Source organism: Streptomyces sp. NPDC056486, from assembly GCF_042795295.1.
Lineage (GTDB): Bacteria > Actinomycetota > Actinomycetes > Streptomycetales > Streptomycetaceae > Streptomyces.
Window position 1 is genome coordinate 1 of the sequence record NZ_JBHTSF010000204.1, and the last position, 14301, is coordinate 14301.

Genomic DNA, 14301 nt, shown 5'->3' on the forward strand with positions numbered 1-14301 from the left:
CCTGCTCGACCAGACCCGCAAAGCTCGGATCGCCGCCGGTGTCCACCCGCAAAGCCAGGGTGTTGACGAAGAACCCCACCACATCATCGAGTTCGGCACGCCCCCGACCGGCGACCGGGGTACCCAGCACCACGTCGCTCTGTCCGGCCCAGCGCCCGAGCACGGCGGCAAAGGACGCCAGGACGGTCTGGAAGACCGTGGCCCGGCCCGCCTCCGCGACCGACCGCAGCCGCCCGGCCACACCCCCACCCACCACCACAGGAAGCACTCCGAGGTCGTACGAGGCACGACTGTCGCCCCGGGGTGAACTGGTCGGGAGCTCCAGGGGGTTCGCGCCGTCGAGGACCGACTCCCAATGGGCGAGACCTGACTCCAGGGCCTCCCCTGCGACCGTCGCACGCTGCCATGCCGCGAAGTCGCCGTACTGAAGCGGAAGTTCAGGCAATGGAGACACCTCAACACCGGCCGTGAAAGCCCCGTACAAGGCGCCGAGTTCACGCAGCACGATCCCCAGCGACCAGCCGTCCACCACCGCGTGATGCGCCACCAGCGCCAGCACCCACTCACCGGCCGCAAGCCGCCCCACCACCACCCGCACCAGCGGCCCTGCCGCCAGATCGAACGGCTCCTCCACCACCGACGCCAACCACCCCTCCACGCCAGCGACATCCACCGCCGCCACCGCGAGCGGCACCGACGCCGACGCCTCCACGATCTGCTGCAGCCCACCGCCCGCCCACACGAACCGCGTCCGCAACGCCTCATGCCGGGCGATCACCTCACCCACCGCCCGCTCAAGCACCCCCACATCCAGCACACCCGAAACCCGCAGACCCCCCGCCACGTGATACGCCGACCCCGCACCCAGACGATCAAGCAGCCACAACCGCTCCTGACCGAACGAAGCGGCAACTGGAGCACCGACGTCCCTGCGAGCAATGGGCGCAAGCTGCGCGCCACCCTTCGACTCGGCCACCGCAGCCGCCAGTTGGGCCACCGTCGTGTCACCGAGCAGCACCGCGAGCGGAACGTCCGCGCCGTGGCCCGTCTCCAGGAGTGCGCGGAGCCGGACGGCGCGCAGCGAGTCCAGGCCCTGGGCGACCAGGGGCAGGGTGGCGGAGACACGGTCGGGGGTGAGGTCAAGGACCTCACCGACGTGGGCCAGTACGGCGGTGGCCGCCGGGTCGGCGGCGAGCAGTTCGGCCGCGCTGTCCTCGGCGGCCAGAGCGGTGGCGCCGCCGCAGCTCGCCAGCGCGACGAACGTACCGGCGCTGTAGCGCTCGCGGCTCTCGCCGCGGCGGATCTTGCCGCTGGAGGTGCGCGGCAGGGCGCCCATCCGCACCAGCACGATGTCGTGCAGGGCGAGTCCGTGCTCGACGGTGACGGCGGTACGGATCGCGGCGAGCACCGCGTCGGCGTCCTCGTCGCGGAACGCGCGGCTCACCTCGTGCAGCAGCACGACGCGCTCGTCGGTGCCGTCGTCGAGGCCGAAGGCGGCGGCCCGGTTGGGGACCAGGAGTTCGTGGCTGAGCTCGGCCGTGTACTCGATGTCCTGCGGGTAGTGGTTGCGGCCACGGACCACGATCAGGTCCTTGATGCGGCCGGTGATGAACAGTTCGCCCTGGTGACGGAAGGCTAGGTCGCCGGTGCGCAGATAGCTGCGGCCGTCGGGTTCGGCGAGTTCGGCGGCGAAGGTGTACTCGGTGAGTTCGGGGCGGCGCCAATAGCCCTGGGCGACGGAACCGCCGGTGACCCAGACCTCGCCGACGGCGTCGTCGGCGGCCGGGAGCAGCGTTTCGGTGTCGACGACCAGGATGCGGTCCTCGCCCTGGATGTCGCCGCAGCCGATGAGGGTGGTGCCCGACTGGCCGTCATCGGCGAGCGGCTGAGGGCCGTCGTCCGTGAGGGTCACTGCGAGGGGTTCGGTGCGGGGCTTGCCGCCGGTGACGAACAGGGTGGCTTCGGCGAGTCCGTAGCAGGGGTGGAAGGAGGAACGTCGGAAGCCCGTCGTGCCGAAGACGCGGGCGAAGTCGTCGAGGGTGCGGCGGCGTACCGGCTCGGCGCCGACCATGGCGTGTTCCCAGCTGCTCAGGTCGAGCCCGGCGAGCTCCTCCTCGGTGACGCGGCGCACGCACTCGGCGTACGCGAAGTCTGGTGCTGCGCTCATCGTGCCGCCGTGCCGGCTGATCGCGTCGAGCCAGCGGAAGGGGCGGCGCAGGAACGTCATGGGCGCTATCAGGACGCAGGGGAAGCCGCTGTAGAGGGGCTGGAGGATGCCGCCGATGAGGCCCATGTCGTGGTAGGGCGGCAGCCAGCTGACGCCGACGCTGTCCGTGGTGGAGCGGTTGGCGTGGGCGATCGTGCGGGAGTTCTCGATCAGGTTGCCGTGCCGCAGCATGACGCCCTTGGGCGATCCTGTGGAGCCGGAGGTGTACTGGAGGAAGGCGAGGGCGTCGGCCCCGGGCGCGACCTCGGTCCATGACGGCGCGGCGTCGCGGGCCACGGTGTCGGTGGCGGTCCAGGCGAGCTTGCCGAGGTCACCGAGCGCGTCGCCCATGGAGGTGACGAGCTGGAGGGTGGAGTCGTCGGTGAGCGCGACGGTGGCCTCGGCGTCGGTCACGATGTCCATGAGCCGATCGAGGCCGCGCTTGCCGGACGGGGGGTAGACGGGCACGGCGGCGGTGCCGGAGTACAGGCAGCCGAAGAAGCCGACGATGTACTCCTCGCCCGGCGGGTAGAGCAGCAGCGCCCGGCCTCCGGCGGCGCCCGACTGCTGCATGGCGGCCGCGGTGGCCCGGGCCCGGACGTCGAGCTCGCCGTAGGTGAGCCGGCGCTCCGAGCCGTCTTCCTCGAGCAGGATGTACGCGGTGGCCTCGGGCGTGGCGGCGGCACGGGCACGCAGCATCTCTACGAGGTCGGCGGGACGGAACGACATGGGTTTCCTCCGGTGTGCGGACGGGTGGGCGGGCCGGGCGGCGTCAAGCGGGTGAGGGTGCTCAGGGGTGGTCGAGCAGCAGCTCGTAGAGGCAGTCGGCCCCGAAGCGGACGGCGTCGGCGGGGACCCGCTCGTCGGCGTCGTGCATGTTCTCCTGGTAGCGGGATCCGGCCGGCAGGAGCATGGGGAGCCAGCCGTAGCAGTCCATGCCGAGGTTGGCGAAGAGCCTGGCGTCCGTGGAGGCCGGGGTGATCATCGGGATCGGCAGGCCCTCCGGGTCGGCGGCGCGCAGGATGTCCGTCAACCGCTCGTAGAACGCGCCGAGTTCGGGCTCGTTCTTCGGGTTGCGCGATCCTTCGAGCAGCAGCTCGATCTCCAACTCGTCGCCGAGGGTGCCACTCGCGCTGTACGCGTTGACCAGGGCGCGCAGTTCCGCGATGTAGTCCTCGACGGTGAAGTCGCCGGGCAGGATGCGGCCGTCGAGGTCGACGGTGATCTCCGCCGGAATCATGTTGATCTTCTCGGGGGTGCGGATGATCGTCGCGTTCACGGTGTGCCGGATCGTGGAGTCCAGGTAGACGGCGTCCGCCGTGTCCATCAGCTCGTACGGCACGGTGGTGCGCTCGCCCTTGCGCAACGCCACCATCTCCGCCGCGAGTTCGCTGCCCACGGCCGTGCCGAGCTCCTGGAGCATCCGGTCGAGCGCGGGCGTGATGTGCACCGGCAGGCGGCCGTCGCGCAGTGCGGTCAGGACGTCGGTGAGCTGGTGCACGGCCAGGTTCGGCCAGCCCTGCCGTGAGGCGTGGCCGCCGCGCCCGCGCAGGGTGAGCCGCAGCCAGCAGGCCCGCTTCTCGGCGACGCCCACGGGGTGGAAGCGCCGGGCGGGATCGACGGTGAGCACGGCGCCACCGTCCTCGCCGATGCAGTACGGGATGCCCTCGAACAGCTCGGGGTGGTGGGTGGCGAGCCAGCCCGCGCCGACCCGGCTGCCGTTCTCCTCGTCGGAGACGACCGCGAGCAGCACGTCGCCCGCCGGCGCCTCGCCGCGGGCGTGCAGGGTGAGCAGCGCGGACAGCATCATGGCGAGGCCGCCCTTCATGTCGATGGCGCCGCGCCCCCAGACCTCGCCGTCGATGAGCAGCGCGTCGAACGGCGGGTGCGTCCACTCCTGCCCGTCGGTGGGCACCACGTCGGAGTGCCCGTGCAGCAGCAGCGGGGGTGCCTCGCCCCGGCCGGGGATGCGGGCGACGAGGTTGGGCCGCTCGGGGTCGGGTCCGAGCATCAGCGACTCGATGCCCGCATCGGCGAGCAGCTCCGCGATGTACTCGGCGCAGCGGCGCTCGTCGCCGGGCGGATTGACGCTGCGGAAACGGATCAGGTCGCGCAGGATCGGGATCGGGTCTACGGCGGGGCCTGCGGCGGCGGTCCGTGCGGACATGGGCCGGTCCTTTCGATGGGGACGAGCTGGGGGACATACCGGGAGGGAGAGGTGTGGGCTCACAGGAGGGTGGCGGCCCGCGCCCACAGCTGGGCGGGGCTGCCCCACAGCAGTGCGTCGAGTGCCGCGCGGCGGAAGTAGAGCTGGATGTCGGCGTCCTCGCTCATGCCGTGGGCGCCGTGGATGTGCAGGCTCTGGGCGGCGGCGTCGCGGGCGAGTTCACCGGCGAGCGCGAGGGCCTGCAGGACGGTGAGTTCGTCGTCGGTGCGGGCCGCCTGCTCGACGAGGGCGCGTACGGCGATGACGCGGGCCGCGAGCGCGGAGAGCGTGAACGCGAGGCTCTGGTGGCGGGCGAGCGGCTGGTCGAACTGCACCCGGCTCTTGGCGCGTTCGACGCCGAGCGCGAGCGCGCCCTGCGCCTGGCCGACGAGGGCCGCGGCCTGCCGCACGCGCAGTGACCGCAGGACGCGCGCCCAGGCTGCCGTGGCGTCGGACGGGTTGCCCACCAGCCGGCCGCCGAACAGCGGGACGCGTTCCAGGGTGACGGTGTGCAGATCGCCGCGGCTGATGTCGTCCTGGCGGCGCAGGGTGACGCCGGGGTCGTCGGCCCGTACCAGCGCGAGCGCCGTGCCCTGCGGCACGGTGCCCACGACGAGCAGCCAGTCGACGGCGTCCGCGAAGGGCACGAAGCGTCGGCGCCCGGAGATCCAGGGCCCGTCGGGACCGTCGCCGAGCGTGAGCGGAGCGGGCTCCGCCGGATCGTCGGTGCCTTCGGCGCGCGGTGCGAGGGCGACGGCTGCGGCGCCGTCGGCCAGCGCGTCCAGGAGGTCGGCGCACAGCTCCCGCGCCCCGAGCACGTTGATCAGTTCGGCGGTGGCTGCCGTGTCCTGGTAGGGGCCCCGGTACAGCGATCGGCCCATCAACTCGCCCAGTTGCAGCAGGTGTTCGCGGCTTTCGGTGCCGTCGGCGGCCGTGTCGAGCACGCCCGTTTCGGTGAGGGTCTCCCACACGGCGGCGCGGGCCCGGGCCTGCTCGTCGGCGACCGGGCCGCCGCCGATCGGGCGTTCCCCCATCCGCCGTACGGTGGGGGCCAGTTCACCGCCGAGGAGTTCCGCGAGGTCGGCGGGCAGGGCCGGGGCCGCTACGGACGTCATGGGTGGGTCCTCTCAGGTCAGAACGGTGGGACTCGCCCACGGGTGTGCGTGCGGCGGACGTCAGGAGAAGAGTTCGAGGCCCTGGGCGGCGATGATCTGGAGCATCACCTCGGAGGTGCCGGACGCGAGGGTGTGCGCCGGGCTCTGCCGGTACACCGCCTCCAGGCGGCCGAGGTCGGGAGCCTCGCCGTCCCAGGTGGTCAGCAGGCCGTCCAGGCCCATGACGTCGGCGCCGAGCCTGACCACCGCGTCGGACTGCTGGGTGACGAACCACTTGGAGGCGGCCGACGCCACCGGGTCGGGCGTACCGGCGAGGCGGGCGCGCACCATGTTCCAGGCGAGCGCGCGGCCCGCCGTGAGCTTGGCGTCGAGCTCGGCAAGGCGCTGCGCGTAGGCCGGGTCGGTGATCCGCCCCGAGCGGCGCGCGTCCGCGACGACCGCGTCGAGCCAGCGCCGCAGTTTGGCCTGGAAGTCCATGCCGGTGCGCTCCAGGAGGAGCATGTCGTTGATGGGCTGCCAGCCCTCGTCGACCCGGCCCACGACGTGTTCGGCGGTGAGCCTGACGTCCTCGACGACGATCTCGTTGAACCGTTCGTCGCCCATGCTCCACACCGGGCTGATCACCACGCCGGGCGAGCGGAGCGGGAGCAGGAACAGGGTGATGCCGTGGTACTTCACGGGGCCCTCGCCGGTGCGGGCCGCGCACAGCGCCCACTCGGCGAACTGCGACTTCTGGTTGAAGATCTTCCGTCCGGAAAGACGCCAGCCGTCGCCGTCCGGCACCGCGGCGGTGCGCAGCGCCGCGAGGTCGGAACCGCAGTGCGGTTCGGTGAACAGGACGGTGGCGATCTCCTCGCCCCGGGCGAGGCGCGGCAGATGCCGGGCGCGCTGCTCGGGCGTGCCGACCTCCAGGAGGAACTGGCCCACGGTGTCGATGCTGAGGACGTGCTGGTCCTCGGGTACCCCGTGCAGGACCATCTCCTCCAGGACGATCCCCGCCTCTACGGGACCGAGGCCGAGGCCGCCGTACTGTTCGGGCCAGGCCGCCGCGAGCCAGCCGCGCTCGCCGAGCTGCCGGTAGACGTCGAGCAGTCCGCTCTCCTCACGCGGGGCGTGGTCCTGGAGGGCGTCGATGGACTTGCGGACCTGCCCCTCGGCGAAGAAGTCCCGTACGTCGCGGCGGAAGGCGAGCTGCTCCGGGGTGAGCCAGGTGTCCAGCGGGTCGGGGCGGGTGCTGTTCATGCGCGCACCTCCCGGCGGGCGGGGCGTGCGGTGCTGCCCGCGCGGTCAAGGACTTCCTGGATCAAGTCGGCGACCGTGCCCACGTGCGGCGGCGCCATCATGGCGTAGTGATCGCCGGGCGCCTCGTGGTGGGCGAAGCCGCCGGTGGTGCGCGCCGCCCAGTAGCGGGCCCGCTCCTCGGCTCCGGGCGCCTCGGAGGTGAGCAGGGTCAGCGGTACGTCGACGGTCTGAGGCCGCCAGACGGCTCCGCCGCGCACGGTCGCCACGAACGTCGCCATGCGGTCGGCGAGTTGGGCCTCGTCGGCGTCGGGAGCGAGCGGGGATGCGGTGATCCTGCGTACGGCCACGGCGATCTGCTCCTCATGGTCGAGAGCCTCGATGTCGTCCAGGGCGGGCATGGCATCGGCGCCGAGGCCGCGCAGCCCGGCGAGGTCGACGGCGTACAGACCGATGGCGAACGCGGTGCTCGGCGGTTCGGCGAGCTCGGGCGGCACATCGGTGTCGATCAGGGTGACCCCGGCGACCTCTGCGCCGTCGGCGCGCAGTCGGCGTGCGGTCTCGAAGGCGACGGCGCCGCCCGTGGACCAGCCGCCCAGGTGGTACGGGCCTTCGGGCTGTGCGGCCCTGATCGTGGCGGCGTGCGCGGCGGCGAGGGCGGCGACCGGGTCGCTCCCGTCGAGGGTGCGGGGCGCCTCAAGCGCGTGCAGCGGCTGCTCCGGGTGGAGCGAGGCGGCCAGCGGGACGTAGGGGGCGACGGAGCCGCCGCTCGGGTGGACGCAGTAGAAGACGGGCCGCGCACCGCCGGGTGCGAGCACCACGGGAGCGGTGTCAGGATCAACCGCAGCGGGACGGGCGGTGTCGATCAGGGCGGCCAGTTGCTCGACCGTCGCGTGGGTGAACAGCTGCCGCAGCTGGACCTCGGCACCCAGGGTCTCCTCGATACGGGCGAGGAGCTGGGTGGCCTGGAGCGAATTGCCGCCCACCATGAAGAAGTTGTCGTCGCGGGCGAAGTCCTTGCCGGGCAGCAGACCGGCCCAGATCCCGGCGAGCGCACGCTCGGTGGCGGTGGCCGGGGCCTCGCGGTCCTTGCGGGCGCGTTCCTCGGGGGCGGGCAGCGCGGTCCGGTCGAGCTTGCCGTTCGGGGTGAGCGGCAGCGCGTCCAGGGTCACGAACGCGGCGGGCAGCATGTACGGAGGCAGGTCATCGGCGAGGTGGGCGCGGAGCGCTGCGGGCTGAGGACGGGAATCGCCCTCGGGCACCACGTAGGCGACGAGTCGCGGACCGCCATCGCCGTCGAGCACCACCACCGCCGCCTGCCGTACCTCGGCGTGCCGGGAGAGCACCTGCTCGATCTCGCTGGGTTCGATGCGCAGCCCGCGGATCTTGACCTGGGTGTCCGCGCGGCCGAAGAACTCCAGGTCACCGTCGCCGCGGCGCAGCGCCAAGTCGCCGGTGCGGTACATGCGGCTGCCGGGCGCGGCGAACGGGTCGGGCAGGAAACGCTCGGCGGTCGCGCCGGGCGAGCCCGCGTAGCCCCGGCTCAGGCCGAGCCCGCCGATCCACAGCTCGCCGGCCACTCCGCGCGGAGCGGGCTGCCCGAACGGGTCGAGCACATAGGCGTACTGGTTGGCGAGCGGGCGGCCGATGGGCGGGCTCGCGGAGCCGAGCTGGGCGCCGCACAGGTGGTCCACGGAGGCGACCGTGGTCTCGGTCGGGCCGTACCCGTTGTGGAAGTCCCTGCGGCCGCCGTCGCGCCAGCGGTCGACGAGGTCGCCGGGGAAGGGTTCGAGACCGACGAACAACTTGCGGAACAGCGGGAGTTGCTCGGGGTCGAGGACGGCGAGCAGGGACGGTGGGATGTCCGCGGTGGTGATCCGCTCGTCGCGCAGCAGCGCGGTCAGGGACGCCGGGTCCAGGAGGGTGCCGCGCGGCGCCATGACCAGGGTGGCCCCGGAGGCGAAGGCGCTGTAGATCTCGAAGACGGAGACGTCGAAGGCGGGGTTCGCGAACTGGAGCACCCGGTCGTCGGTGCCGAGGCGGAACATCTCCACCGACGAGCTGGTGAAGTTGACGGCGCTGCGGTGCTCGACGAGGACGCCCTTGGGCCGCCCTGTCGAACCCGAGGTGAAGATGACGTACGCCAGATTGCGCGGACGCACCGCGACGTCCGGACGGTCCTTCGGGGCGCGCCCCAGGGCCGCGCGGAACTCCGGGTCCCGCCAGTCGAGCCGGACCGGACCGTCCGGGCCGTCGGGCAGGGCGTCGGCGAGCGCGCCCTCGGTGACCACGAGCGAGCAGCCGGCCCGGTCCAGCATGTAGCCGAGCCGGTTGGTGGGGTGTATCGGATCAAGCGGTACGTAGGCGCCACCGGCCTTCAGGACGGCGAGCTGGGTGACGGGCAGTTCGGGGCCGCGCTCCATCAGGATGCCGACACGGCTCTCGGGACCGATCCCGAGCGATCGCAGATGGTGCGCCAACTCATTGGCACGAGCGTCGAGTTCACCGTAGGTGAGCCCACTGCCGCGGAAGCGGACCGCGGGCTGCTCGGGGTGCAGATCCGCCTGCCGCTCGAACAGCTGGTGCAGGGCGAGGCCCGCTGTGTCGTACGCCGTCTCGGTGCGGTTCTCACCGGTGACGAGCTCGGCGTGTTCGGCGGCGGACAGCAGCTCCACGCGGCCGATATGGGCCGACGGGTCGGCGACGACGGCCTCCAGGATGCGGCCGTAGTGGGCGATGAGCCGGTCGATGCGGTCGGCGTCGAAGAGTTCCGTGGAGTACTCGATCCACACGTGGTAGCCGTCGCCGGGCACCTCGGTGAGCTGGAAGGCCAGGTCGAAGCGCGATGTGCCGACGATCAGCGGCACCTGCTCGATACGGAGACCGCCGAGATCCTCGCCGTCCGCGCTCGCGTTCTGCAGCGTGAACGAGATCTGGAACAGCGGATTGCGCCCCGCCTCGCGCTCGGTCTTCAGCGCGTCGACGACCTTGCCGAACGGCACGTCCTGGTGCATCAGACCGCCCACGACGGTCTCGTTGGTGCGGGCGAGCAGCTCACGGAACGTGAGGTCGCCCGAGGTGTCGGTGCGAAGGACCAGGGTGTTGGCGAAGAAGCCGACCAGTGGCTCGATCTCCGGCTGCGTACGGCCGTTGACGACCGAGCCGATCACGATGTCGTCCTGGGCGGTGTAGCGGGCGAGCAGAGTCTGGAAGGCGGCGAGGGCCACGGTGAGCACGGTGACGCGCTCGGTGCGGGCCAGCTCGACCATGGCGCGCTGGAGGCTCGCGGGCAGTCTGCTCTCGCGCACCGATCCGGCGCCCGTCGGCTCCTTGGGGCGTGGGCGGTCGGTGGGGAAGTCGAGCACCGGCAGGTTGTCGAGCCGCTCGGTCCAGTAGGCGAGGCGGTCGCCGAAGGACGACTCCGCGAGCTTGCGGCGCTGCCACACCGCGTAGTCGGCGAACTGCACGGGCAGCGGCGGCAGCGGATCGGGCACTCCGGCCGCCTCGGCGGCGTAGTACGCCATCACCTCGCGCGTGACGATCGCCGTGGACCAGCCGTCGGTGGCGATGTGGTGGATGGCCAGGAGCAGCACATGCTCCTCGTCGGCGAGCCGGAACAGGCTCGCCCTCAGCACCGGGCCCCGCGTCAGGTCGAAGGGCAGACCCGCGCCGTCGGCGATGAGCTCGGTGACCTTCTTCTCCCGCTCGTCTGGGGGGAGTTCACGCAGGTCGGTGACGTCGAGCGGTACCGGCGCCGGCTCCTCGACGATCTGATGGGGCAGCCCGTCCACGCTCTCGTAGCGGGTGCGCAGGATCTCGTGCCGCGCCACCACGCCGCTGAGCGCACGGCCGAGCACGGCCTCGTCCACGGGGCCGGTCAGACGCAGCGCGAGCGGCGCGTTGTAGGCGGCGGAGCCGGGGTTCCACCGGTCGAGGAACCACAGCCGCTGCTGGGCCGCGGCAAGCGGCAGGCTGCGGTCGCGGTCGGCGGGCTCGACGCGCTGCTCGGTACGGCGGCTCTCCTGGAGCCGCTGGAGCGCCTCGCGGGCCCCGCCGGGACGCCCGCCGGGTGCCCGGGTCGCCCGGCGGGGCACCCGCTTGAGCTCACTCATCGTTCCGCTCCCCCACTGTTGACCACTGCCTCTACATCTGCCTCTGCCTCTGCCTCTGCTGCCAGGGCGACGGCCGTGGACTCACCCGCGAGCGCGCGGCGCACCGGTCCTTCGGCGCGGCCGTCGGCGATCAGCACCTCGGGCACCCCGCCGACCAACGCCTCGCGTGCGGCGATGAGCTTCACGGCCATCCCGCCCTCGGCACCCGGCGGAGTGCCGTCGGCGGGCAGTTCGCAGCGCGCCAGTCGGCTCGACTCGTCGCGGGGATCGGCGAGCACGCCCGGCGCCGCGGTCAGGAACACCAGACGGCTCGCGCCGAGCGCCACCGCGACGGCGGATGCGGCACGGTCCGCGTTCACATTCACCGGCCTGCCGTCCTCGGCGAGCGCCGGAGGCGAGACGACCGGGGTGATCCCCGCGTCGAGCAGCACCTTCAGGGCCGCCGGTTCGACCTCGGCGATCCGCCCGCTGTGGTCGTCGCGCACCAGGACGGTACGGCCGTCCACCCGGGCCCGGATCGCGGTCTTGCGGCGGGCCCTGAGCAGGCCGGTGTCAAGGCCTGTCATGCCCACCGCCGCGATCCCGTGCCCGGCCAGCTCGACGAGCAGAGCGGGCTTGACCTGCCCTGCCAGGGCCAGCGTCAGCACCTCCAGCGTCGCCTCGTCGGTGTAGCGCGATGTGACACCGCTGCGCGCGGTGATGGTGCGCTGCTCCACGCCGAGCCGGGCCGCGAGCTGCTCGAGCTCGGCCGAGCCGCCGTGCACGAGCACGACCCGCTCCCCCGACTTGACCAGCGCGGCCACGTCGGCACACACCCGGGCCGGGTCCACTCCGGCGGCTCCGCCGCACTTCACGACGGTCAGTCCGTCTGCCACTGCCCTGCTCCCCTTCTCTCCGGCTCCCACCGGCTGTTCTCCGGTGGCTATACCGGGTGCAGGCCGGTGAACCCGAGACCGAGGGTCTCCGGCCGGCCGAAGCGGATGTTCATGGTCTGTACGGCGTTGCCCGCGCCGCCCTTGACGAGGTTGTCCAGTGCCGCGATGAGCACCGCGGTGCCGTCCTCCGGGTCGGTGGAGAAGCCGATGTCGCAGTAGTTGGAGCCGTTGAGGATCTTGGGCTCCGGCAGCCGGTACAGGCCGCGTTTCTGCGTGACGATCCGGATGAACGGCTCGTCGGCGTAGTAGGCGCGGTACAGCTTGCGCAGTTCGCGCTCGCCGAGGGTGACGCCGTCGGCGGCCGTGACACGGATGAGCACCTGCACGCCGCGCACCGCCTCGACGCCGGTCGCGCTCATCCGTGCGGTGAGACCGGTGGCCTGGGCCACCTCGGCCTCGTGGCGGTGGCGCTGCGGCTTGAACACCCGCATGGCGCCGCTGCGTTCGGCGTGCAGGTTCATCGCGTCGGCGCTCACTCCCGACCCGCTCGATCCGACCCGGCCGTCGATGCTGACGTCCTGGCCGATCAGGCCTTCGGCGGCCAGCGGGTGCAGGGCGAGGGTCGCCGCGTTGGCCATGCAGCCCGGCATGGCGATCCGGTCGGCGGTGGCCAGCTCCTTGCGGTAGCGCTCCGGCCAGCCGGTGACGAACTCCTGGAGCAGCTCGGGCCGCGGGTGCTCGCCGTAGTAGCGGGCATGCAACTCGGGGTCGCGCAGCCGGAATCCGCCGCTGAGGTCGATGACGACCTGCGCCTTCGCGGCCGCTTCGGGCACCAGGTCGCTCGCCACCGCGGGCGAGACGGCCGTGAAGATCACGTCGCAGTCGGCGACGTCCGACGGCTCGCAGAAGAGCAGGTCGGTGGAGCCGCGCAGATTGGGGTGGACGGTGTCCACCCTGCGTCCTGCCAGCCTGCCGGACACCGCACTGACGATGTCCACTTCGGGGTGGCCGAGCAGCAGCCGGAGCAGCTCTCCACCGATGTAGCCTGACGCGCCGTAGACGCCGGCACGGATCACGAGGACCTCCAGGTCCGAACAGTGGTGACGGGGCTGGGGAGATGAGGGGGCTCCCCGGACGGATGTCCGGGGACCCGGCGGCGGCCGTCCTACTCGCCCCAGTCCTCCTCGACCTCGGGCGCGAGGGCGAGCAACAGCGGCTCTGTGGTGATCACTTCGAGTTCGCTCAGGCAGTCGCCGCACTCGACGATCTCGCTCTGGCGCACCCCGTCCGGCACGGCAACGCCGTTCTCGCACTCCGGGCAGGTGCTGACCGCGGTAGCGGTGGTCATCCCGTTCCTCCTCGTGTCGGCAGGGCCGGTGGTCTCCCGGCCCGTCCACGAGCGTCACTGTCCGCGGCCCGCCGGCACAGTCGGGGGAATCCCCTACAGCCGTCGGCCGCGCCGCGTAGGGGTTCCTCCCGACTGCCGCGCACGGCGCCGCGCTGCGAGCCTCGGTTGCGGGCTCGAACCATTCCCGCAACCCAGAACCCAGCAAGCCACATATCCGGAGGGCTGAAACCGCCATGTCTGAGGCCGAGTTCACGTCTGGGGCCGAGCACGACGAAGAGGCCTTCTTGTTTCCCGCGTCGTTCGGTCAGGAGCGGTTGTGGCTGCTTGATCGTCTGGGTGCGGGGTCGGCGTATCACGTGGCGGGGGGTCTGCGGGTTTCGGGTGTGCTGGATGTGGGGGTGCTTGAGCGGGCGGTGGGTGAGGTGATCGCCCGGCATGAGGCGTTGCGGACGCGGTTCGTGTGGGCGGGCGGTGGGCTGCAGCAGATCGTGGAGGCGTCGGCGTCGGTGCCGCTCGCGGTGGCGGCGGTGGATGTCGCTGGCGTGGAGGGGTGGTTGGCGTCGGTGGTGGAGGAGCCGTTCGATCTGGCGGCGGGGCCGCTGGTGCGGGTGGTGGTGGGCCGCCTTGCGGCCGGTGAGTGGGTGCTGGCGCTGGTGGCGCATCACGCGGTGGTGGACGGCTGGTCGCTGGGGATCGTACTGCGTGAACTCGGCGCCTTGTACGGGGCTTTCGCGGGCGGCGCCGAGATGTCACCGCTGCCCGAACTCGACCTCCAGTACGGCGACTTCGCGGTCTGGCAGCGCGAGGAACTCCGCGACGAGGTGCTCACCGAGGAACTCGCGCACTGGAAGCAGACCCTGTCCGGGGCCGCCTCGCTCGACCTGCCGGTGGACCGCCCGCGCGGCGAGCAGAGCTCCTCCTACCCGGCCGGCTCCCTTCCTGTGGTGGTGGGTGGGGGTGTGGCCGGGCGGCTGCGGTCGGTCGCGGAGGCGGGCCGGGCGACGGTCTTCCAGACGGTGCTGGCGTCCTTTGCCGCCGTGCTCGGGCGCTGGGCCGGGCAGAGTGATGTGGTCCTTGGCACGCCGGTCGCCGGACGGGGGCGCAGCGAACTCGATGATGTGGTGGGGTTCTTCGTCAACACCCTGGCTTTGCGGGTGGACACCGGCGGCGATCCGAGCTTTGCGGGTCTGGTCGAGCAGG

At 72.3% G+C, this 14301-nt stretch carries 9 protein-coding genes; 1 reads left to right on the forward strand and 8 read right to left on the reverse strand.

Features of this window, described 5'->3' with window-relative positions; genetic code table 11:
• The 8 genes from ACFQ7F_RS41310 to ACFQ7F_RS41345 form a co-directional block, all read right to left on the reverse strand.
• On the reverse strand, positions 1 to 2935 hold a 2935-nt coding region (locus ACFQ7F_RS41310), incomplete at its 3' end, for an AMP-binding protein (protein WP_383283090.1).
• A 61-nt stretch (positions 2936 to 2996) separates the two neighbouring features.
• A complete protein-coding gene (locus tag ACFQ7F_RS41315; protein WP_383283093.1) occupies positions 2997 to 4373 on the reverse strand; it encodes a M20/M25/M40 family metallo-hydrolase in 1377 nt (458 codons plus the stop codon).
• A gap of 59 nt (positions 4374 to 4432) precedes the next feature.
• The gene (locus ACFQ7F_RS41320) at positions 4433 to 5527 is read right to left on the reverse strand and encodes an acyl-CoA dehydrogenase family protein (RefSeq protein WP_383283096.1); all 1095 of its coding nucleotides are present in this window, start codon (positions 5525 to 5527) and stop codon (positions 4433 to 4435) included.
• 60 nt (positions 5528 to 5587) lie between these two features.
• Positions 5588 to 6769 (reverse strand): acyl-CoA dehydrogenase family protein, encoded by a 1182-nt coding sequence (locus ACFQ7F_RS41325; protein ID WP_383283099.1) that lies wholly within the window; start codon positions 6767 to 6769, stop codon positions 5588 to 5590.
• On the reverse strand, positions 6766 to 10878 hold the full coding sequence (locus ACFQ7F_RS41330; protein ID WP_383283102.1) for an amino acid adenylation domain-containing protein: 4113 nt from the start codon (positions 10876 to 10878) through the stop codon (positions 6766 to 6768). Before ACFQ7F_RS41330 ends, ACFQ7F_RS41325 begins: the two co-directional genes overlap by 4 nt.
• Positions 10875 to 11753, reverse strand: coding sequence for a [LysW]-aminoadipate kinase (locus ACFQ7F_RS41335; protein WP_383283105.1), 879 nt, complete (start codon positions 11751 to 11753; stop codon positions 10875 to 10877). Before ACFQ7F_RS41335 ends, ACFQ7F_RS41330 begins: the two co-directional genes overlap by 4 nt.
• 47 nt (positions 11754 to 11800) lie before the next feature.
• A complete protein-coding gene (argC, locus tag ACFQ7F_RS41340) occupies positions 11801 to 12829 on the reverse strand; it encodes an N-acetyl-gamma-glutamyl-phosphate reductase (RefSeq protein ID WP_383283108.1) in 1029 nt (342 codons plus the stop codon).
• An 89-nt stretch (positions 12830 to 12918) separates the two neighbouring features.
• Positions 12919 to 13101: a lysine biosynthesis protein LysW gene (locus ACFQ7F_RS41345; protein WP_383283110.1), complete on the reverse strand. Its 183-nt coding sequence runs from the start codon at positions 13099 to 13101 to the stop codon at positions 12919 to 12921.
• A gap of 233 nt (positions 13102 to 13334) precedes the next feature.
• Between ACFQ7F_RS41345 and ACFQ7F_RS41350 the strand changes: the two genes are divergently transcribed.
• On the forward strand, positions 13335 to 14301 hold a 967-nt coding region (locus ACFQ7F_RS41350), incomplete at its 3' end, for a condensation domain-containing protein (RefSeq protein WP_383283113.1).

Coding starts and splice junctions, on each gene's coding strand:
- ACFQ7F_RS41315 (WP_383283093.1), bottom strand. CDS start 4,373: ATGTCCGCACGGACCGCCGCCGCAGGCCCCGCCGTAGACCCGATCCCG.
- ACFQ7F_RS41320 (WP_383283096.1), bottom strand. CDS start 5,527: ATGACGTCCGTAGCGGCCCCGGCCCTGCCCGCCGACCTCGCGGAACTC.
- ACFQ7F_RS41325 (WP_383283099.1), bottom strand. CDS start 6,769: ATGAACAGCACCCGCCCCGACCCGCTGGACACCTGGCTCACCCCGGAG.
- ACFQ7F_RS41330 (WP_383283102.1), bottom strand. CDS start 10,878: ATGAGTGAGCTCAAGCGGGTGCCCCGCCGGGCGACCCGGGCACCCGGC.
- ACFQ7F_RS41345 (WP_383283110.1), bottom strand. CDS start 13,101: ATGACCACCGCTACCGCGGTCAGCACCTGCCCGGAGTGCGAGAACGGC.